Origin of the sequence: Aquimarina sp. MAR_2010_214 (assembly GCF_002846555.1) — a bacterium.
In the GTDB taxonomy this organism is placed as follows: domain Bacteria; phylum Bacteroidota; class Bacteroidia; order Flavobacteriales; family Flavobacteriaceae; genus Aquimarina.
Genome location: NZ_PJMS01000001.1, coordinates 1,452,505 through 1,476,142, shown reverse-complemented (window position 1 = coordinate 1,476,142; position 23,638 = coordinate 1,452,505). Strand labels below are relative to the sequence as shown.

Genomic DNA, 23,638 nt, shown 5'->3' with positions numbered 1-23,638 from the left:
ATGATGAGGAAGAGCATATTTTTGTTATTATTAGCTATTACAACATTTTTTGTGAATGATTGTCAAGCTCAAACCTATAACATTGAAATAAGCTCTAATTATTCTGGGAATAATACATGTGCAGGAAATGACAGAGGTTTTTTTTTCAACCTTAGAGGAGACAACACTAGTATTACAAATTATACTATGAGTGATTTTAACTCCTCATTTGTTACATACAATCAAACTTTCCCTAGTGTTTCTAATTTTAATAATTTTTCGATTAATATGAATGCATATTGTATCATAGATCTTAGTCAACCTGGCGGATGTAATTATGTTAATGAAAAATTTAAAACCGCTTCTCAATTAATTCTTGGAGAAAATTTATCTAATTTTGGTTGTTATGGAAGTGCTATAGTTTCATCATTCAAACCTAATCTAAATATACAAAAAATAGGAGGAGGAGGAAACGAAGTTTGTTTAGGAGAAATCTTAAAATTGGGAGCTTTTCCTTTTGGATTCCCTTCTGTAGCTTATAACTGGCAATATTCATTAAATGGTACCTCTTGGACAGATACTGGTGTTGTAAATCCACAACTAGAAAAGACAATTCAAGAAATATTAGGAAGTAGCCCTAGTGCATCTACAGACATTTATTTTAGGTTAGGTTACAATAATCGTGCTTTCTCACCAGTATATACCGTGAAATATTCTCCTTGTACCCCTGTTCTAACTAGTGTAGACCCACAAAACACATCTTGCCCAGATAGTCCCGATGGGTGGTTTAAACTTTGGTTTAATGAGCAAGTCCCTGTCGGAGGTGGATATATGGATCTTCAATTACTTGATGTCTCCTTAGACCCTAATGGTGTTTTTGTAGCACAAAAATTTCAGTATTCTTTTAATGCCTCTGGTTCAGTATTCTTTTATGATTGGAAACCCGGGGATATTGTCCCTCCAAAAAAATATAAAATAATCTATCAATACAGAAATGCTAGTGGTGACCCCAGAGGTACGGGAGGAACCATTCCCATTACAATTAATGCATCAACCGCAGTTACTTTCAACACTGATCACACCAATCCTTCCTGTACCGTAGGGCAAGGACCTACTAATGATGGGAGTATTATTATTAACAATGTATCTAATGGAACACCTCCTTACTTTTATGAAATCGATGGTGATAGCAATTGGGTTTCCTTTACAGGAAACAGTGTTAGTATCCCAAAAGGAGCGGGTACTTACACTATTAAAGTGCGAGATGTAAATCAATGCCCTGGTACATCTACAGGTAATACCACAGTAACCGAAATCATTGACCCAGCTACTTCTGGTATTGTAATTATCAAAACAGATGAAGTATCTACTACGTACAATGGAGCTAGTAATGGATATGCAAATGCAACAGTAACAGGAGGAACTCCTCTTAGTAATGGATATTATACCTTTAGCTGGGAAAATTCATTAGGAGCAAATGTAACTGGTGGATCAGGAGTAGCACAATCAGGGCCTGATCGATATGAAATCAATCTTCCAAATTTATCAGCAGACACCTATACCTTAACCATTACAGATAACAAAGGATGCTCGACAACAAGTGATTTTGTAATTAATGAGCCTCCGGTATTAAGGTTTATAACCACCGAAAAAAATGATGTTAGCTGTGGGGATAACGACCAAACTAATAATGATGGAATAATCAAAGCTACTGTACAAGGTGGACTACCCAATTATCAATATCAGTTATTGCTTAGAAATAATACCGGTACTTTTGATTCTTATGGAAATCCTGTAGTATTAGGGACTACTCAGGAATTTATAGCTACTGGATTATCTGGTGGTACATATCGTGTGCAAGTCAAAGATAACCTGCAGGGCGCTGGCAACACTAATCCGTTATTAACCTCTGGGGATCTCCAGATTATACAACCTGATCCTTTTTTTATTCAAAATATAGAAACTACCGAAGCGTTATGTATAGGGCAAGCTTCTGGAACCATTACTCTAGATATCATTGGAGGAACAGGAGTCTATACGATTAGCATAGCAAAAAACGGTGACCCAGGATTCAATAAAGTAATCAATACTATCCCTAACAACAGTACTGATTTTGTTATCAATAATCTTAGTCAGGGAGTCTACACACTTACCGTACAAGATGAAAACGGATGTGATATCATAAACCCGATATTAGAAAGAATTATAACCATAACTGATCCATCAGTACTATGGAATATCGATCTGGGGGAAAATAAAATGTTATGTATGGGACAATCTCATATAGTAGATGCAACCATAGGAGATCCTTTGGCAACCTACCGATGGGAATCTGATAATGGATTTAGCGCAACCACACCAGAGGTCATCTTATCAGAAACAGGATTATACACCGTTACTCTAATCACAGGGTTAGGATGCCAAATCAATAGCAGCATACAAATTACAGCTACGCAAACCTCCATTACACCAGAATTTGTTGTACCCTCAGATATTTTTGTAGATGAATCTTTTATAATTGTTGATGTAAGTAATCCTTCTCCTATTACAGTAGCATGGATCATTCCTGATAATGCAGAGATCATAGAATCTACAAGAGAGTATGCAGAAATCAAATTCACAGAAAAAGGAAGTTTTGATATCTCACTACAAACTACCAATGCAATTGGATGCCAAGAATCTTACACCAAAAATATAACAATAAGAGAACGTATTTTTAAAGAGGAAACTGAAGGGAAAGAAAAACTAAAAACATACAAAATTTTCCCTAATCCTACTCGTGGAAACTTCACCGTTGAACTAACCTTTAAAGAACAAATTCCTATTGACATAAAGCTGTTTAATGTGGCTAATAATAATGTGCTATATCGATACCAGGATGATAGTGCATTAGAATACAATATCCCTTTCAATTTAGAAGGTAATTTATCATCAGGAATTTATTTCCTATTATTAGAAATTCCTGGTAAAACCCATGTTAGAAAAATAGTAGTAGAATAACTTATCTATTTTTAATATGAATATTGACTATTATGAAAAAGAAAATATTTTTTTTGTTGCTAGTATTAATATCCATTACAGGATTATCGCAAACATATACTGCAACAGTAAATTATTCTAAAGCTCAATGTCATGCAGGATCGCTAGATTGGAGTTTTGGAGGAGATGGTACAACTATAGATTCTGGTGGAATAACCAGTGGAAGTAACTCTAAAACATACTCTACTATTCCAATCTATAGTAATTTTTCTGTAACTTTTGACTCAGGATGCGAAGGGCTTAGACCTCCATCTCAAGATTGTTCAAGAAATGGTTCAAGAAGCAAAACAGCTTCCGAACTATTATTGGGTCAGATATTGAGTGCTGGTGGTTGTGGAGGATCTGTAAGAGTCAGTGGTATACTCCCCAATATCACAAGTATACAAAGACAAGGTTCTGGAGATGAGTTGTGTATGGGGGACAACATTAACATGCTTGCGTTTCCACCAGGATTTCCTAAGGAAGCTTATAATTGGCAATATTCTTTAGATGGTGTAACATGGGTAGATACAGGTGTACAAAACCACCAATTAACTACAACTATACAACAAATAATGGCCCCTACTCCACCACCGAGTGTTGCTACAGATATTCACTTTAGATTAGGTCGTGGTACTAATGTTCCTTTTTCGGGGACATACACTGCAAAATATTCTCCATGCACACCTGTTTTAACTAGTGTAGACCCACAAAACACATCTTGCCCAGATAGTACCGATGGGTGGTTTAAACTTTGGTTTAATGAGCAAGTCCCTGTCGGAGGTGGATATATGGATCTTCAATTACTTGATGTCTCCTTAGACCCTAATGGTGTTTTTGTAGCACAAAAAAAACAATATTCTTTTAATACTTCTGGTTCAGTATTCTATTATGACTGGAAACCTGGGAATATTGTCCCTCCTGGGGATTATAGGATAAAATATCAATACAGAAATGCTAGTGGTGACCCCAGAGGTACGGGAGGAACCATTCCCATTACAATTAATGCATCAACCGCAGTTACTTTCAATACTGATCACTCCAATCCTTCCTGTACCACAGGGCAAGGACCTACTAATGATGGGAGTATTATTATTAACAATGTATCTAATGGAACACCTCCTTACTTTTATGAAATCGATGGTGATAGCAATTGGGTTTCCTTTACAGGAAACAGTGTTAGTATCCCAAAAGGAGCGGGTACTTACACTATTAAAGTGCGAGATGTAAATCAATGCCCTGGTACATCTACAGGTAATACCACAGTAACCGAAATCATTGACCCAGCTACTTCTGGTATTGTAATTATCAAAACAGATGAAGTATCTACTACGTACAATGGAGCTAGTAATGGATATGCAAATGCAACAGTAACAGGAGGAACTCCTCTTAGTAATGGATATTATACCTTTAGCTGGGAAAATTCATTAGGAGCAAATGTAACTGGTGGATCAGGAGTAGCACAATCAGGGCCTGATCGATATGAAATCAATCTTCCAAATTTATCAGCAGACACCTATACCTTAACCATTACAGATAACAAAGGATGCTCGACAACAAGTGATTTTGTAATTAATGAGCCTCCGGTATTAAGGTTTATAACCACCGAAAAAAATGATGTTAGCTGTGGGGATAACGACCAAACTAATAATGATGGAATAATCAAAGCTACTGTACAAGGTGGACTACCCAATTATCAATATCAGTTATTGCTTAGAAATAATACCGGTACTTTTGATTCTTATGAAAATCCTGTAATATTAGGGGCTACTCAGGAATTTGTAGCTACTGGATTATCTGGTGGTACATATCGTGTGCAAGTCAAAGATAACCTTCAGGACGCTGGCAACACTAATCCGTTATTAACCTCTGGGGATCTCCAGATTATACAACCTGATCCTTTTTTTATTCAAAATATAGAAACTACCGAAGCGTTATGTATAGGGCAAGCTTCTGGAACCATTACTCTAGATATCATTGGAGGAACAGGAGTCTATACGATTAGCATAGCAAAAAACGGTGACCCAGGATTCAATAAAGTAATCAATACTATCCCTAACAACAGTACTGATTTTGTTATCAATAATCTTAGTCAGGGAGTCTACACACTTACCGTACAAGATGAAAACGGATGTGATATCATAAACCCGATATTAGAAAGAATTATAACCATAACTGATCCATCACTACTATGGAGCATTGATCTGGGGGAAAATACAATGTTATGCAAAGGACAATCTCATACTGTAGATGCAACCATAGGAGATCCCTTAGCAACATACCTCTGGGAATCTGATAATGGGTTTAGCGCAACCACGCCAGAGGTCATCTTATCAGAAACAGGATTATACACCGTTACTGCAATCACAGGGTTAGGATGCCAAATCAATAGCAGCATACAAATTACAGCTACGCAAACCTCCATTACACCAGAATTTGTTGTACCCTCAGATATTTTTGTAGATGAATCTTTTATAATTGTTGATGTAAGTAATCCTTCTCCTATTACAGTAGCATGGATCATTCCTGATAATGCAGAGATAATAGAATCTACAAGAGAGTATGCAGAAATCAAATTCACAGAAAAAGGAAGTTTTGATATCTCACTACAAACTACCAATGCAATTGGATGCCAAGAATCTTACACCAAAAATATAACAATAAGAGAACGTATTTTTAAAGAGGAAACTGAAGGAAAAGAAAAACTAAAAACATATAAAATTTTCCCTAATCCTACTCGTGGAAACTTCACCGTTGAACTAACCCTTAAGGAGCAAATGCCTATAGACATAAAGCTGTTTAATGTTGCGAATAATAGTGTACTGCATAGACATCAAGATGATGGTGCTTCAGAATACAATATCCCTTTCAATTTAGAAGGGAATCTATCATCAGGAATCTATTTCCTATTACTAGAAATTCCTGGTAAAACTCATGTTAGAAAAATAGTAGTAGAATAAAGTGAAAACATCAAACAATGACACTGAAAATCCATAGATTCCGCAGAGCGGAAGAGAAGTCCTCAGTTACATCTTAATTCGTATCAAAGCCAAAAGGATTGAGCAATTCAAAACCTACATAGGTAACCTTATATCCCCAGGTATTAGTATTGAATATCGTTTAAACTACGAGGCGAATAAACAAGAACTGAATGACTATTTTCTAGATCAGTGAGAAATTTAATCTTATAAAAAAAACGCCGCAAAAAATTGCGGCGTTTACTCTATTTAAAATAGTAATCTATTGATTCTCTGTTGCTGGTATAGGGAACTGAACCCAAACATCATCTGGTTCAACATCACCACCACCTACTCTATCGATAGGCAAATCTCCTAATCTATCAAAACGTCTCATATCAATCCATCTATGACCTTCTCCATATAATGAAAATCTACGTTGTGTTAGAATTTCGTTAAGCAATTCAGCTGGACTAGTACCACCTACATAAGCTCCAATTCCTGCAGCGTTTCTTATTAAATCAATTGCTGTAACAGCATTTGTTGGATTACTTATGTGATTCGCTTCAGCATATAAAAGAATTAATTCTTCATTTCTAATTAGTGGAATAGGATCTACATCTGTAGTATATAACCTAAAGTCATAATCTCCCGAAAGGCCATCAGAAGTAATAGATGAACTTCTTTGAGCCACTTTAGAACGTCTACTATCTGTAGCACCAATATCAGTAATATAATCAGGATGTGCTACTCTAACTCCTGCTGTAGAAGCATTTAAAGCAAAAAACATTGGATTTCTTAGATCACCACCATCGGCAGAAAACACATAATATACTCCTTTAGCTAAATCATCAGAAGAATTGGTCAGACTAAGAAAAGAATCTGTCAAATATCCTGACAAAGCAGATAAGTCTCCTTGATACGCAGCTACTCTGGCTGAGATTGCCTTATTAAATTGAAGAAAAGTAGCCGGAGTATTAAATCCTGTAAAACCAGACGATAAATTAACTGCAAATTCACTTCCTGCATTACTCAAATCTGTAGCACCCGAAACCAATAATGCCTCTATTGCATCCAAAGATTGTGTAAATCCTATAAATGGACCTAAACTTTCTGGATTGCTGATATCAGCTCTTATTCCTCCTTGATATGTCAAATTCAAATTAAGAAGTAATTCATAAGCCTGAATTGTTTTTCCTATTCCTCTTAGTCCATTTTTCTCTTGTTCGCTATATGCAGGAGAAGTATTTTCAATAGCTTGTACTAGAATACTAGCTCCTTTTGCTGTACCATAGCGAGCACCCCATGGACCTGTTGTATAAAACGTATTATTATCTAATACAGCTTTATCTTTCCCTAATAAATCCGATGTAAATCTAGGATCAGAACTTGAAAAGCGATAATATTCTCGACCGATAACACCTACATCATCATAGTAAGTTCCTAATCTGACTCTCATATCGGATAGTATACCTCCAACCAAATCCTGTATATCTCCTTTGGTACTGTTATCTATTATATTTTCTAGTGTAGGTCCATTTAAATCTCCTACCTCATCAATATCACATGAAGTAAGCGTCATAAAGCCAAGAACCGCAACACCTACTATTTTATATATATTTTTCATAATCATTTCTTTCTTTTTATAAACTCACAGATAAGTGAAACAAATATCTTTTTGACGATGGAAATGGAGTAACCTCTACCCCTGTTGATATACCATTAGATCCAAAATTCGAAACTTCAGGGTCATAACTATTATAATCAAATATGTTAACTATATTGGTTCCAGAGAATCCGATTTTTGCAGATTCAATAATTTTTCCAAACCAGTTTTGTAATGTTTTACTAGGAACATTATAATACAACCCTAGTTCTCTTAAACGTAAATAAGAAGCGTCTTCAACAAAAGGTCTTGCAGAAACTCCTAATTGACTTTGTCTGTAATCTCCATTACCTAAAACACCAGCTGGGTCTAAATCAATATCATCATAATCAGCACTAGTACCATTTAAATCGGTTAATAGAGCTGTTAGGTTTACATTATCACCACCTTTTTTCCATTGCCATAAAAATGACAAATCAAAGTTTTTATATTTTAAACTATTCTGAAAAGACATCTGAAAATCAGGTTCAGCATCTCCTAAAACTGCTAACCCATTAGGTGTAATCCCTACGATTTGTGTTGCGCTTTTACCCTCTTCTATTCTAAATGTTCCCAAGGTAGCTCCAAAAGCTCCTGTATTAAAAGCTGGGATGTTTAATTTTGTTATTTCTGATGTATTTTTAAAGAATGTAACAAAAGTAGACCACTCAAAATTATCATTACTAACAGGAACGGCATTTAAACTTACTTCAAAACCTTTGTTTTCTAAATTACCTGCATTAACTACCTGATTAATAAAACCTGTTGATGGTTCTATTGCAGATGAAATTATCAAGTCATCAACCTTTTTTTGATAATAAGTAAATTGTAATCCTACTCTATTATCTAGTAACCCTAAATCAAATCCAAATTCTAATTCTTTTTGTCTTTCTGGCTCAATATCAGTATTTCCTAATTGACCGTTTAGTGTGATTCCACTTAAACCAGCAATTGCAGTATTTGTGAAAATAGTTGTATTTCCGCCAAAAAATGGAAAGTTTCCGGCTTCACCATAAGCAATTCTTAACTTAAGTTCATTAACCTGATCTAAACTCCAAAAACCAAATTTAGGTATGTTAACCGCTAATGAAGCTTTTGGATAATAAAAAAACTTATTTACTTCTGTATTATTAGATGATTTATCTCCTCTAACTCCAAAAGTTGCTATGATCTTATCTTGAAAATTAATCTCTTCCTGTACAAAAAATCCAAAATCCTCTTGTTTTAGTCTATTTTGAACCACATTTCTAGCTGCTGACAAATTTAAATTTGTTTGACCTGATACTAAACCAGTCGCTGTAGTTAATATTGAATTTTGATCAAAAAGCTCTCTTGTTAAACCTACTTGAGTCCTGAAATTAAGATTACTATCAGTAAAATAATTATGTACTAAAAATCCAGAATAGTTATTATTCGTATTTCTTGTGGTTCCTTGAGCAGAAACACCTCCTACACCACCATTATCCGGGTTTTCGAATTGTAATGTCTTTGGAAATATCGCCAAAGTTTCAAAAGTGTATGCATCTATACCTGCTCTTAAAACAGCTTTCAAATTGGAATGATCAGCTTTATAGATATTAATATCTAAGTTAGCACCTGAAATGAATCTTTTATTTTTTTCATTATTTGTGATTAGATCTCTAGTTTGAAGAATATTTGAAGCCCCAGAAGGGTTATCAGGATAAACTCCATTAGCATCTGGGAATAAATTTAACCAAGGTGTTGTTGATGTTAAAGCAACTCCAATGGTAGTACCCGTATTATCATTATTAAAAAACCCTCTATCAGAAGACGACTGGATATAATTATTACTTATACTAAGCTTAATATTATTTGTAATTTTATGATCAATATTTAATCGAAGTGATGTTTTTTCATACCCAGTTCTCTTAACTATTCCATCTTCATTTTGGTGTGAGATTCCTGCGTAAAATGTTGTTTTCTCTCCACCACCACTTACATTAAGGTTTGTTTTTGAAATAAATCCTTCTTCACCAAAAAGTTCTTCTTCATAATCCACTAAACGTCCAGCATTTCTAGCTGCAATAAAATTTTGTAAATCATCATTATTAAAACTACTAGAAGCAGTAATACGCTCCTCCGTATAGTCACGCGTTCCTAGCAATCTGATTGCCTGTGTAAAACCATTGGATTGAGTAATATTAATATTTGTTTTTCCTGCTTTACCTCTTTTAGTAGTAATTATTACTACTCCAGCAGAGGCCCTTGATCCATATATGGCTGCAGCCGAAGCTCCTTTTAATATTTCTATATTAGCAATATCATCGGGATTTATATCAGCAATACGATTAGTAGGGTTATCTTGATTTGAAGTACTTCCTCCTGCAGCCGCACCCGATACGGTATTTAATCCCGCTGCAATAGACGAATTATCAATATATACTCCATCTACAATATATAGAGGTTGAGAATTTCCTGCAATTGAAGTAATCCCTCTAAGTTTTACTGACAGTCCTCCTCCTGGAGCACCCGAATTTGCACTTACTATAGCTCCCGCAAATTTTCCGTACAACGCACCATCCAATGTTGGTGGAGGTGTTGACCCTACTAATTCCTGCGCTGAAATCGATGCTACTGCATTTGCTGCATTACTTCTTTTTACCGAAGTAGCTAACCCCGTTACTACCACTTCTTCTAATGATTCTGTAGATTCAGCTACTTGAATCGTAATATTACCCGCAGTTGCTACAGATACTGTTTTTTCTGCAAATCCTAGTGCAAATACTTTTAGATTGACGGGTAAACTATTCACGGTAATACTAAAATTACCATCAATGTCACTAGAGGTACCATTATTTGTTCCTTCCTCAACAATATTCATAAAAGGAGCTCCTTCGCCAGTCCCTTCAACGACTACTTTTCCAGTAATGGTCTCCTGAGCCAACAACAAAGTCGGAACAAAAATTAGTAATAGCAAAATCTTCATTTTGCAAAAATGATTGTGTTTTTTCATAATGATCTGTTTAAATGTTTGGTTAAATCTATTAAAAGATTTTGATAAAACAATGTTAAAACTAACAATTGTTCGTATAAAATCTGGTAAAACACTATTAATTCTGCACTAAAAACGTAAAAATTTTGATTTTTACAAATCACTCAACTCTTAATCTCATGATTCCATTTACTTTTTTACCTAATATTTAGTAAACATAAATTTATTGAAGTTTATGCCTCCTTGGGCATTTGTTTTGACAGGATATGACAGTCATCTACTACTACTATAATCACGTATAAACATAGACCATACTTTTAAGAACTATAAAAACAACCTTTCTTAATTATATCTCACAAAAACTATCAACCATCAATCATCAACTAATCCATAAAACTTCTTATTTTTGCAGCCTTAATATATAACATATGTATAGAAGTCATTCATGCGGTGAACTACGCGCCTCGGATATCAAAAAAGAAGTCACCTTATCAGGATGGGTGCAAAAGACTCGTGATAAAGGATTTATGATATGGATTGATCTTAGAGATCGCTATGGTATCACTCAATTGATATTTGATGAAGAACGTACTCCTGCGCTTGTTGTCAAAAAGGCTAAAACCTTAGGAAGAGAATATGTAATTCAGGTAAAAGGAATAGTAATTGAGCGGGAATCTAAAAATCAAAATATCCCTACAGGAGAAATTGAAATTCTGGTGAATGAATTAACCATTCTTAATGAATCAATTGTCCCTCCTATTATTATTGAAGATCAAACAGATGATGGTGAAGATATACGCATGAAATATCGTTATCTCGATATTCGCCGTAATCCAGTAAAAAACAGTCTGATATTTCGTCATCAAGTGGGAATGCAAGTAAGAAATTATCTTTCTAATGAAGGGTTTATCGAAGTTGAAACTCCGTATTTAATCAAGTCTACACCCGAAGGAGCTCGTGATTTTATTGTGCCATCCAGAATGAATGAAGGGCAATTCTATGCATTACCGCAATCTCCACAGACTTTTAAGCAACTACTTATGGTTGGTGGAATGGATAAATATTTTCAGATTGTAAAATGTTTTAGAGATGAAGATTTAAGAGCCGATAGACAGCCAGAATTCACACAGATAGATTGTGAAATGGCCTTTGTCGAACAAGAAGATATTTTAAACACATTCGAAGGGCTTACCCGATATCTACTATCAGAAATAAAAGGAGTAAACATTGGTGATTTCCCTAGAATGACCTACGATGAAGCCATGCGGACTTATGGTAATGACAAACCTGATATCAGGTTTGGGATGAAGTTTGGTGAACTTAACGATATTGCTCAACACAAAGAGTTTAATGTATTTAATACTGCAGAATTAGTTGTTGGGATCGCTGTTCCTGGCGGAGCTTCATATACCAGAAAAGAGATTGACAAGCTTATAGATTGGGTAAAACGTCCTCAAGTTGGAGCACTAGGAATGGTATATGTAAAATGCAATGAAGATGGAACATACAAATCTTCTGTAGATAAATTTTACGATCAAGATGATCTGGCCAAATGGGCAGAGAAAACAGGAGCAAAAACTGGAGATTTAATCTGTGTACTTTCTGGTCAAACAAATAAAGTAAGAGCCCAATTAAGTGCTCTTCGAATGGAACTTGCAGAACGATTAGGATTAAGAAATCCTGAGGAATTTGCTCCTCTATGGGTAATAGATTTTCCATTATTAGAATGGGATGAAGAAACAGAACGTTATCACGCTATGCATCATCCTTTTACTTCTCCAAAACCAGAAGATATTGCTTTATTAGATACCAAACCTGGAGATGTTCGTGCAAATGCATATGATCTTGTTTTAAACGGAAATGAAATTGGTGGAGGTTCTATCCGTATTCATGATAAAGAGACACAGGCATTAATGTTTGATCATTTGGGATTCACCCCAGAAGAAGCAAAAGCACAGTTTGGATTTTTAATGGATGCTTTCCAGTACGGAGCTCCTCCTCATGGTGGTATTGCTTTTGGATTTGATAGATTAGTCGCTATTCTTAGCGGTCAGGAAACAATTCGGGATTTTATAGCTTTTCCAAAAAATAATAGTGGACGAGATGTTATGATTGATGCACCATCTGACATTGATAGCGAACAGCTCAAAGAATTAAATATAAAACTTGATTTATAATATAAAATCCCGCCACGAGCGGGATTTTTATTACCTTTAAAACGATTTAAGTCAAGTACATATGTCTCCCCAAAAGAAAAAGACACTACTTTATAAGATACTTAAATGGAGGTATCGTCATATTTCTGATAAGACTTTTATTCTTATCTTAAGCATTCTTGTTGGGTTTACAGCTGGACTTGTTTCTTTATTATTAAAAAATATTACTCATTTAATCCAGGTCGTTTTAGAAAGTGATATTATCTCCTGGCAAGCTTCTTTTTATTTTATCATTCCTATAATAGGCTTATTAATCGTTTATATATTCACAAAATATGTATTTAAAAGAGACATAAAATCAGCAATCCCGCTTATTTTACATTCGCTTTCAAAAAAAAATGGAGTCATCAGACCTATTCATGGATATTTACCACTTATTCTTGCTCCGATCACAGTAGGTTTTGGTGGTTCGGTGGGGCTTTTGGGTCCAGCAATTAGTTCTGGATCAGCATTAAGTTCTAGCTTTAGCACCTTATTTCATGTTAATCGAAAAACACGAGTATTACTTATCGGTTGTGCCTCTGCCGGAGCTATTTCTGCTGGTTTTAAATCTCCTTTAGCTGGGTTGGTTTTTGCAGTTGAAGTATTTAGTTTAGACCTTACATTAACTTCCTTGTTACCATTACTTTTTGCTTCGGTATCGTCGATAATTACATCTTATTTTTTTTTGGGTGATGAAGTTTTATTTAGATTTAATGTTCTAGAAAAATTTGATATCTATGATACTCCATTTTACGTTATTTTAGGAGTAGGTACAGCTTTTGCTTCTATATATTTTACTAAGATGTATTTTGGAATACTACATTTTTTTGATCGGTTTTCTAAAAAGATTCATAGGTTATTAATTGGCGGACTTGCTATCGGGATCATGCTATATTTTATTCCCCCTCTCTATGGTGAAGGCCTTGGTTTTATAAATGGATTATTACATGGTGATCATCTAACTGCTATTGGTAAAACTCCATTTGATACTATGACGAGTAATATATGGATCGTCATTGCTTTATTAACCGGTATTACTATATTTAAAGCGGTTGCTATGACCGCTACTTTTGCCGCAGGAGGCTCTGGAGGAATATTCATTCCAACAATGGTCATGGGTAGCGCATTAGGTAATGTAGTATCTAAAGTAATTAATAATTCTGGAATAGGTTTTCATGTTTCTGAAGCCAATTTTACATTATTAGGAATGGCTGGGCTTATTGCCGGAGTGTTACATGCCCCGCTAACCTCAATATTTCTCATTGCAGAAATCACTTCTAGTTATGAATTATTTGTTCCGTTAATGATTACTACTTCAATATCATTTATAATTTCAAAAAATAAAATAGAACATAATATCTATACACGAGAACTCGCAAAACAAGGTCATTTATTGACTCATGATAAGGATCAAACCGTGTTAACCCTAATGAATCTTGAAGACTGTATAGAAACTAATTTCATCCCTGTAAAACCAAAATATACCTTAAAACAACTTTTAAGTGAAGCTGTGGCAAAATCAAATAGAAACCTATTTCCCGTTACTGATGAATCTAATCATCTCATAGGAATGGTTTCATTAGATGACATTAGAGATATTATGTTTGATATTACTTTATATCACAAAATAACTGTAGACACCTTGATGACTCAAACCTCGGTTACTATAATCTATGAGCATGACAATGCCAAAACGGTAATGAAAAAATTTCAGGATACCGGAGCCTGGAATCTACCCGTGATTAAAAACGGTAAGTATTTTGGTTTTATTTCAAAATCAAAACTTCTTACTGCATATCGTAGAAAGTTGATTAATTTTACACGATAACCCCCTCAATCTATCGTCAATATATTATATGACTGCTATTGCTGAGGATCTCAATTTTTTAATGAATTTATTTTTACAATATTTAAACGCATGAAATATATTATTAGAATACTTTTTATAGCTATTGTCATCCTGATTTGTGTCGGATATTACTTCAAAAATTCGGGAGATCATGGTACCGGAGATAAATTAGTTGGGATTGGAATATTAGCATCTTCCTTTATTCTAATGCCCATTTTCATCTATCATAGATGGAAAAATAAAAAAGTTAAAGACTATATGCTTACCGAAGAAAACCTAAAGAAAATGAGAGATTATGACAAGAATAAGGGAAATAATACCCAATAAATTTTTAAAATATTCATACTTTGATAACAATTCATAAAAAATTTAAAACTACCTTTATTATTTAAATACTTATTATCTTATCACAATGGAAGGAACAGTAAAATTTTTTAACGAATCAAAAGGTTACGGATTTATTACCAACGACGAAACAGGAAAAGACATTTTTGTCCACGCTTCAGGAATTGATGGCGAGGCATTAAATGAAGGTGACAAAGTGGAGTATAATGAAGAAGAAGGAAGAAAAGGACTTACTGCAGCGAATGTGCGTATAATTCATGGATAAAACGCATACTCTTAAGTTTCAAAAGCACTACCGATCGTAGTGTTTTTTTTGTTTTTTATTACCTCTTGGTACAAAAAGTAATCTTCAGTTAAGATTTCGTTTTTCAATAAAAAAACGGGTAAGTAGTTCTCCACATTCTTCTTCCAAAACACCACCTATAATTTCAGTTTTTGGGTGAAGTTTTGTTCCCATTGCAGCGCATCCCCTTCGTTCATCAACTGCACCATATACTACTTTTTTGATCTGACTCCAATATAACGCTCCGGCACACATCTGACAAGGTTCGAGAGTTACATATAATGTACATTCTTTAAGGTATTTTCCTCCTAAAAAATTTGCTGCCGCTGTTATTGCCTGCATTTCAGCATGAGCTGTAACGTCATTTAATAATTCTGTAAGGTTATGAGCTCTGGCTATAATTCGGTCACCTACCACAATAACTGCTCCTATCGGAACTTCATTTTTTTCATATGCCAATTCTGCTTCCTGAAGGGCTTTCTTCATATAGTAAGAATCATCCAATGGGTCTAACATATACTATTAAATTTTAGGTAAAGCTAAATAAAAATATTTGCATTCTGAATGAAATAAAAAGTATATAAAGAACCATTACAAAATAGTACTTTTGTGCTATGCAACAATCATTTCTATCCAATATCAAATACCCATCTGATTTAAGAAAATTATCTCCTGATCAGTTACCTAAACTGGCAAGAGAACTTCGGGATTTTGTGATCAATATTGTTGCTGCTAAAGAGGGGCATCTCGGAGCAAGTTTAGGAGTTATAGAACTTACTATTGCGCTTCATTATATTTTTGACACCCCTAATGATCTCCTTGTTTGGGATGTGGGACATCAGGCATATCCACATAAAATCCTTACCGGAAGAAAAGATACATTTCACACCAATAGGCAATTGGGTGGTATAAGTGGGTTTCCTAAGCGTAATGAGAGTGACTATGATACTTTTGGAGTTGGGCATTCTTCTACTTCTATTTCGGCTGTATTAGGTATGGCAATTGCTTCTAAACTAAAAGGAGATATCACAAAACAGCATGTAGCAGTAATTGGTGATGCTTCTATTGCTAGCGGAATGGCTTTTGAAGGGCTTAATCATGCCGGAGTAACCGACACCAACATGTTAGTTATTCTTAATGATAATGCTATCGGTATCGACCCTAGTGTAGGTGCTTTGAAAGAATACCTTACTAAAGCTAAGATTGGAGTTAGACCAAGAAAAAATAATATTATCGAAGCATTGAACTTTAATTATTTTGGTCCTGTCGATGGGCATGACTTACCTATGCTTCTCAAAACTTTGGAAAAACTAAAAACAACAAAAGGCCCAAAACTTTTACATATTATTACTACTAAAGGAAAAGGTTTAAAACAAGCTGAAGAAAATCAGGTAAAGTACCATGCACCGGGTAAATTTGATGCTTCTACCGGAGATCTAATTTCAAAAGATAATACAGGATTACCACCTAAGTTTCAGGATGTTTTTGGGTTTACTATTCTTGAACTGGCAAGAGAAAACAAAAAGATTGTAGGTATTACACCTGCAATGCCTACCGGGAGTTCTCTAAAATATATGATGGAAGAAATACCAGATCGGGCTTTTGATGTAGGTATTGCTGAGCAACATGCGGTCACCCTTGCTGCCGGAATGGCAACACAAGGAATGATTCCTTTCTGCACTATCTACTCTACTTTTTTACAGCGCGCTTATGATCAGGTAATCCACGATGTAGCCTTACAAAATTTGCCTGTAATTTTTTGCATTGATCGCGCAGGTATTGTTGGTGCAGATGGCGCAACACACCATGGTGTTTTTGATATTGCCTATCTTACATGCGTCCCTAATATGATTGTTGCAGCTCCAATCAATGAAATTGAGCTAAGACATCTACTTTATACTGCTTCATTGGGGTTAGACCACCCCATAGCAATACGCTATCCCAGAGGAAGAGGACATATTGTTGACTGGGAAATTCCCATGCAAAAACTAGAAATTGGTAAAGCAACTAGCCTAAAAAAAGGTTCTAAAATCGCAGTGATCTCTACGGGTACTATTGCACATAATGTAACCGAAGCTATAGCAACTATAGAAGAAACAATTAGCCACTATCATTTTTGCTTTATAAAACCTTTAGATATTGATCTACTGAAACAAATATTGCAACAATACTCAACAATTATCACTGTAGAGGATGGAGTCATCAAAGGTGGTTTTGGGAGTTCAATACTCGATTTTGCCAATCAGTATGGTTTTAAAAATACTATCATTACCCTAGGTATTCCTGATCAATTTATTCATCATGGTACTGTAGATCAATTACATGACATTTGTGGGATTTCTCCTAAAAAAATCTTTAATACAATCAATACATACCTCTAAGTATTTATTTATAAAATTTGACAATATGCATGGTAACAATTATTCTTGTCATGACATATACCTTAGAATAAAATCTAAATCAATTACATTAATATTTTTTACAACTATGAAAAAACTAAGTCTAATTACCCTACTTATTGTAACAACTTTTATTTCTTGCTCTAAAGATGATGACGCAACTCCAACAAATCAAGAATTAATTATCGGGAAATGGCAACTTACAGAAATAACAGATAGTCAAGGTTCAGAAACACTTAATGTTTGTGATTTAATGGATTCCTATGAATTTAAATCTGACAAAACTGCTATATATATTGAACATGGAGGAGAAACTGCAGAAAGCTGTATTCCATATGAAAGCAAGGAAACCTGGTCTATTTCTAAGAATATTTTAACTGCAAAATATGATAAAACTACCGAAGATGCTACTATTCTTGAACTAAATGAAACTATGTTAAAACTCAAATATGAAGAAGAAGGAGATATTTCAACATTTACCTATAAAAAAGTATAGATTTTAAATCTAAAAAAACAACTACTTCGAAGGCTTATAATCACAAACGAGTTTTGCTAACCTATATTTATAAAAAGAAATAAAAAGCTATTTTTTATTGATACTCTTTACAAAACCTATCTACATTAAAAACAGATAGGTTTTTTTATATCTGTAGCCCTTTAATTTTCTGAAATTTCAGTAATGCATTACCATCCGTTAGACTCGCTACATAGTTACTTATCCCGATAAGACGAGTATAGAGATCTGCATTTGTATAATCAAAATTAATACCTTCGGCTCTCAAAATAAGCTTATCATAGTTAGAACTCTCTCCCTTGTTAAAGTTATCTGTCGCCACGCAATAGCGATCCAAAAGTGTAGCTAGAATCTCATATCCTGCAATTTCTTTTTCGGTGACTTCCTGGCTTTGATATATCTTAGCAACACTTATTTTTATAATGTCATCGATTTGAGCTTCGTATTTACTTTTGTCTATTAATGCCATATCAAAAGTTCCTGATAATATGGCTTCTTCATGCTCGACAAAAATACTTGCTGCTTCTCCTATTAAAGTATTAATCGCTAGCGCCCTAAGATAACTTAATCGATCTGCCGTGGTAATAAGTTTATTATATTTTGAAGTATTGATAGTATCCTTCACCAATTTAATCAAGTATTCTAAAGCATATTCTTCTTCTATTAACCCCAGATTAATACCATCTTCAAAATCAATAATAGTATAACAAATATCATCTGCTGCTTCTACCAAAAAAGTTAGTGGGTGACGACTATAGGTAACCTCATCGCCTATCTGGTATTGCAACAACCCCACTTCTTCTGCTACCTCTTTAAAAAAAGAAGTATCGTTCTGAAAGTACCCAAATTTTTTATGAGCAATATGTGTCGTTGGTTTTTTAGGTAGCGACTCTTTAGGATATTTCATAAATGCTCCTAGTGTCGCATAGGATAACCTAAGACCTCCTTCTATCCCTTCACGAGACTCTGTAAGAATTTTAAATCCATTAGCATTTCCCTCAAAATCTATCAGGTCCTGATACTGCTTCGGAGTAAGTAAATCTTTATATCGGTTACCGCTTCCTGTTTTGAAGTATTCTCCTATAGCCTTCTCTCCAGAATGCCCAAAGGGTGGATTACCAATATCATGTGCTAATGCGGCAGCCGCAACGATAGCGCCAAAATCATTAAACTGATATCCATGAACAGCGGCAAGATGTGGATGTTTTTCTAAAATCTTCTTACCCACTACTCTACCCAAAGAACGTCCTACTACAGATACTTCGAGGCTATGTGTTAATCGTGTATGTACAAAGCTCGTTTTGGATAACGGGATAACCTGTGTTTTATCCTGTAAACTTCTAAAGGCCGAAGAGAAGATAATACGATCATAATCGACTTCAAAACCTAATCGAGTTTCGTCTTGCTCTTTACGTAATCTTTTATTTCTATCTCCTTGTCGTTTTAAGGACAGGAGTTGTTCCCAATTCATCATATTTCTAAGAAAATTCGAATATACAAAAAAGGGAAGCAAAATTGCTCCCCTTATTACATTCTAAATACTACTTTTAAGCAACATCTTCGATATCATCAAAAGATGAGTTTTCTATATTACCAATACACATAAAACATGCTTTAATCAAAGAGTCTAAAACAACTTCGCCTTCTACAATATCAACCAAATTAGTAATATCCATATTAGATCTTATTTTAGATTTATCCTTTACATAAAATGTTTTAGTAATTTTATCTAAAGAAAGTATAAAAGATATTTCATCAAATTCTTCTAGGCTACCTAAAAAGTTTATTTTTTGAAATTCTGAATATTTCTCCCTAAATACCTTAAACAATTCATTCTTCAGTATAGTTGTATTAGATTCTTTATTAAACTTATAAACTTGTTCATTTCTATTTACTCGAGCTTTATCAAGAGCACTAGAATATGGTTTTTCATCAAAAGTTAATGGTTTTTCTCTTATCAAATTCATCTCTTTTAGCTCCCCTTCTATTATCATCCTTCTTAAATAATTATAATTTGGCGAATTTTCAATCTTCAATTTATAATCTAAATATCCAGATTCTTTTAAAAACTTATTTAACGTGTTTTCAATAACTGTTTTAATAGAAAAATTTTCCTTCTTTTCAATACATAAATATGCATATTCAGTGTTTTTAGGAATATAGATCATAGTAAATAATTCTCTACTTTGAAGATCTCTTCTTGAAGCACTATACTTTAAAGAATTGGTCATGCCATCTTTAACTTTAAATTTATCGCCTGTATAACCCGGTTCAAAAATTCCGACAATAGATCTTTGATTTAAATCCTTTACAGCCGGACTAGCTAAACTGAATGATCTTTGTCTTCCCTTATTATCTGTATAATAATGTATTTCACGAAAAGTATGATTACAAAACTCTTCTAAAGTGTTCAAAAAATCGGTTTCACCATTGAAATGGCTTAAAATTTGAGCTTCTTTTTTCTTGTTTTCTAAGCTCAATCTGTAAATATTAATAATATTCATAATATTCTAATTTAATTGTTTATAGTTTTTATAACTAACTTATAATCAGTCTTTTGAAAAACTATTTATTAAAAATAGAACAATTTAATTTGTATAGAAGAGTCTAATCCTGTACATTTGAAGAACAAAATACGGAGATGAGGTTATCTCATTCTCTTCATTTCTTAATTAAAATCTGGTTTTCGACGACTTTAAATTTTATTAAGAATTACAAATTAGGGATGTTCATTCGTCCCTTTTTCTTTTTATAAATTTTCTTTACCTCAGCATAAATATTTTAATCTGTTCAAAAATAATTCTTTGGCTTTTAAGCCACAAAACTCTTAAATTTAAAATTAGTGCTTCATATAAAAGGGAAGCATCCTAAGAAAACTTCCCTTTTGCCCTATATAAATCTAGGTCTAAGACCCACACATTAAACAATCGTCTCCTTCGCCTTCTTTAGATTGTGCAATGATTGCACGAAGTTCTTCTGGAGTAAGAGCTGTTCCTTCTGGTGCAACAGCTTCTTGTTTTGGTTCTTCTTTGGTCGCTTGCGCTTCCATTACTTGTGCAGCAGCTACGGCTACTTGCTCTGGTTTAGGCTCTTCTTTAGTTTCCTTTTTAAGCGTAAACTTAATTGCATCTACCGCAGATTTCGTTCTCAGGTAATACATACCCGTTTTTAATCCACTCTTCCATGCATAAAAATGCATTGAAGTTAATTTGGCCATAGTAGCACCTTCTAAGAACAAGTTTAGAGATTGAGACTGATCGATAAAATACCCTCTATGACGAGACATATCGATAATATCTTTCATACTCATTTCCCAAACAGTTTTGTACAGTTCTTTTAAATCTTGCGGAATGATATCTATATTTTGTACTGAACCATTTGCACGCATAATAGCATCCTTAAGGTTATCATTCCATAATCCTAATTTCACTAAATCTTCTAATAAGTGTTTATTTACTACGATAAACTCTCCAGAGAGTACACGTCTGGTATAAATGTTACTTGTGTACGGTTCGAATGCTTCATTGTTTCCTAAAATCTGAGAAGTAGATGCTGTAGGCATTGGTGCAACTAATAATGAGTTACGCACTCCGTTTTTAAGCACTTGCTTACGAAGTTTTGCCCAGTCCCAACGACCACTTAATTCTTCATCTTTTATTCCCCATAGGTTGTATTGAAAATCTCCTTTAGATATTGGAGAGCCTTCATAAGTTTGATATGCCCCATCAGCTTTTGCCTCTTCCATAGATGCTGTTACTGCAGCAAAATATAGAGTTTCAAAAATCTCTTGGTTTAATTTCTTAGCCTCATCACTGGTAAATGGCAAACGTAATTGGATAAATGCATCAGCCAATCCTTGCACTCCTAATCCAATTGGACGATGACGCATATTAGAATTTTCTGCTTCTTTTACCGGATAGTAATTACGATCAATTACTCTGTTCAGGTTCTTAGTCACCCGTTTTGTAATTCTAAAGAGTTCTTTATGATCAAACTGCCCATTTTTCACAAACATTGGCAACGCAATAGATGCCAAGTTACATACGGCTACTTCATCTGGACTGGTATATTCTAATATCTCTGTACATAAATTAGAGGATCGTATGGTTCCCAGATTTTGTTGATTAGATTTACGATTTGCAGCATCTTTATACAACATATAAGGTGTACCCGTTTCGATCTGAGATTCTAATATTTTTTCCCAAAGTTCACGTGCTTTGATTGTTCTTCGTCCTTTTCCTTCTGATTCAAAACGAAGGTAAGCTTCTTCAAACTCATCACTATGTATGTCAAATAAACCAGGACACTCATTAGGACACATTAATGTCCATTCTGCATCTTCTTGTACACGTTTCATAAATAAATCCGGCACCCACATTGCATAGAATAAATCTCGCGCACGCATTTCTTCTTTACCATGATTCTTTTTCAGATCCAAAAAATCAAAAATATCAGCATGCCAGGGTTCTACATATATTGCAAAAGACCCTTTACGCTTTCCTCCACCCTGATCTACATAACGAGCTGTATCATTATATACTTGTAGCATAGGTACAATCCCGTTAGATGTTCCATTAGTACCAGCAATATAAGAACCTGTAGCACGTACATTATGTATAGATAATCCTATTCCTCCAGCAGACTGAGAAATTTTTGCTGTTTGTTTAAGTGTATCATAAATACCATCAATACTATCATCTTTCATCGCCAGAAGGAAACAAGATGACATTTGCGGTTTTGGTGTTCCCGAATTAAACAATGTTGGTGTAGCGTGTGTAAAGTATTTTTTAGACATCAATTCATAAGTCTCTATAGCAGCATCAAGATCATTAAGATGGATACCGATAGAAACTCTCATAAGCATATGCTGAGGACGTTCAGCAATTGTGCCATTGATTTTTAACAGATAAGAACGTTCTAATGTTTTAAAACCAAAATAGTCATAGCCAAAATCTCTATTATATATAATAGTAGAATCCAGCTTTTCCTTATTAGCCATAATTACCTCATATACATCATCGGCTATCAGTGGTCCTTTTTTACCGTTTCTTGGATTTACATACTCATATAAGTCTGTAATGACTTCAGAAAAAGTTTTCTTTGTATTTTTATGTAGATTAGAAACAGAGATACGAGCTGCAAGCTTCGCATAATCAGGGTGTGTTATAGTCATTGTTGCTGCTATTTCTGCAGCCAAATTATCCAACTCACTAGTCGTTACTCCATCATACAACCCTTCTATCACTCTCATTGCTACCTTTACAGGATCAACTAGTGGATTAAGTCCATAACATAATTTTCTTACCCTTGCGGTAATCTTGTCGAACATAATTGGTTCTTTACGCCCATCTCTTTTTACTACATACATATTTTTTTTTGGTTTTTAAATTTTCCTCTTAATGAAGAAGTTGATGATAATTCGCGTTACTAATTTTATATTTTGAAAGTCAAAAATTATATTCCTTTTCCTTGAAATTGGATACTAAAGAGCGATCTCT

Annotated in this window: 14 protein-coding genes; 8 read left to right on the top strand and 6 right to left on the bottom strand. The window is 34.3% G+C overall.

The features are described from left to right. Positions 1–3 precede the first annotated feature (3 nt). Positions 4–2,979: a T9SS type A sorting domain-containing protein gene (locus ATE84_RS06425; protein WP_158237194.1), complete on the top strand. Its 2,976-nt coding sequence runs from the start codon at positions 4–6 to the stop codon at positions 2,977–2,979. A gap of 32 nt (positions 2,980–3,011) precedes the next feature. Beyond that, the gene (locus tag ATE84_RS06420) at positions 3,012–5,957 is read left to right on the top strand and encodes a T9SS type A sorting domain-containing protein (protein WP_101446842.1); all 2,946 of its coding nucleotides are present in this window, start codon (positions 3,012–3,014) and stop codon (positions 5,955–5,957) included. 280 nt (positions 5,958–6,237) lie between these two features. On the opposite strand, the gene ATE84_RS06415 is transcribed toward ATE84_RS06420, so the two are convergent. Together ATE84_RS06415 and ATE84_RS06410 are read right to left on the bottom strand one after the other, a co-directional pair. Continuing rightward, on the bottom strand, positions 6,238–7,581 hold the full coding sequence (locus ATE84_RS06415; protein ID WP_101446840.1) for a RagB/SusD family nutrient uptake outer membrane protein: 1,344 nt from the start codon (positions 7,579–7,581) through the stop codon (positions 6,238–6,240). A gap of 16 nt (positions 7,582–7,597) precedes the next feature. Next, positions 7,598–10,573, bottom strand: coding sequence for a SusC/RagA family TonB-linked outer membrane protein (locus ATE84_RS06410; protein WP_233195755.1), 2,976 nt, complete (start codon positions 10,571–10,573; stop codon positions 7,598–7,600). Positions 10,574–10,980: 407 nt separating this feature from the next. On the opposite strand from ATE84_RS06410, the gene aspS reads away from it, so the two are divergent. The 4 genes from aspS (at position 10,981) to ATE84_RS06390 (ending at position 15,209) form a co-directional block, all read left to right on the top strand. Further along, the gene (gene aspS, locus ATE84_RS06405) at positions 10,981–12,729 is read left to right on the top strand and encodes an aspartate--tRNA ligase (RefSeq protein WP_101446836.1); all 1,749 of its coding nucleotides are present in this window, start codon (positions 10,981–10,983) and stop codon (positions 12,727–12,729) included. A gap of 61 nt (positions 12,730–12,790) precedes the next feature. Continuing rightward, on the top strand, positions 12,791–14,578 hold the full coding sequence (locus ATE84_RS06400) for a chloride channel protein (protein ID WP_101446834.1): 1,788 nt from the start codon (positions 12,791–12,793) through the stop codon (positions 14,576–14,578). 90 nt (positions 14,579–14,668) lie between these two features. After that, positions 14,669–14,926 carry a hypothetical protein gene (locus ATE84_RS06395; RefSeq protein WP_101446832.1) on the top strand — a complete coding sequence of 86 codons (258 nt, stop codon included), beginning with the start codon at positions 14,669–14,671 and terminating at the stop codon, positions 14,924–14,926. A gap of 85 nt (positions 14,927–15,011) precedes the next feature. Further along, entirely contained in the window at positions 15,012–15,209 is a 198-nt protein-coding gene (locus tag ATE84_RS06390; protein ID WP_074409501.1) for a cold-shock protein, read from the top strand. Between the two features lie 84 nt (positions 15,210–15,293). Here ATE84_RS06390 and ATE84_RS06385 read toward each other — a convergent pair whose 3' ends face one another. Next, positions 15,294–15,743 carry a nucleoside deaminase gene (locus tag ATE84_RS06385; RefSeq protein WP_101446830.1) on the bottom strand — a complete coding sequence of 150 codons (450 nt, stop codon included), beginning with the start codon at positions 15,741–15,743 and terminating at the stop codon, positions 15,294–15,296. 98 nt (positions 15,744–15,841) lie between these two features. On the opposite strand from ATE84_RS06385, the gene ATE84_RS06380 reads away from it, so the two are divergent. Both ATE84_RS06380 and ATE84_RS06375 read left to right on the top strand, forming a co-directional pair. Beyond that, positions 15,842–17,608 (top strand): 1-deoxy-D-xylulose-5-phosphate synthase, encoded by a 1,767-nt coding sequence (locus ATE84_RS06380; protein WP_101446828.1) that lies wholly within the window; start codon positions 15,842–15,844, stop codon positions 17,606–17,608. A 106-nt stretch (positions 17,609–17,714) separates the two neighbouring features. Next, a complete protein-coding gene (locus ATE84_RS06375; RefSeq protein ID WP_158237193.1) occupies positions 17,715–18,122 on the top strand; it encodes a lipocalin family protein in 408 nt (135 codons plus the stop codon). A 145-nt stretch (positions 18,123–18,267) separates the two neighbouring features. Here the strand turns inward: ATE84_RS06375 and dgt are convergent, their stop codons facing one another. The 3 genes from dgt to ATE84_RS06360 form a co-directional block, all read right to left on the bottom strand. Further along, positions 18,268–19,611, bottom strand: a complete 1,344-nt coding sequence (dgt, locus tag ATE84_RS06370; protein WP_101450862.1) for a dGTP triphosphohydrolase — start codon at positions 19,609–19,611, stop codon at positions 18,268–18,270. Positions 19,612–19,687: 76 nt separating this feature from the next. Further along, entirely contained in the window at positions 19,688–20,644 is a 957-nt protein-coding gene (locus ATE84_RS06365; RefSeq protein ID WP_101446824.1) for a hypothetical protein, read from the bottom strand. Between the two features lie 401 nt (positions 20,645–21,045). After that, on the bottom strand, positions 21,046–23,508 hold the full coding sequence (locus ATE84_RS06360) for a ribonucleoside-diphosphate reductase subunit alpha (protein WP_101446822.1): 2,463 nt from the start codon (positions 23,506–23,508) through the stop codon (positions 21,046–21,048). Between the last annotated feature and the right edge of the window lie 130 nt (positions 23,509–23,638).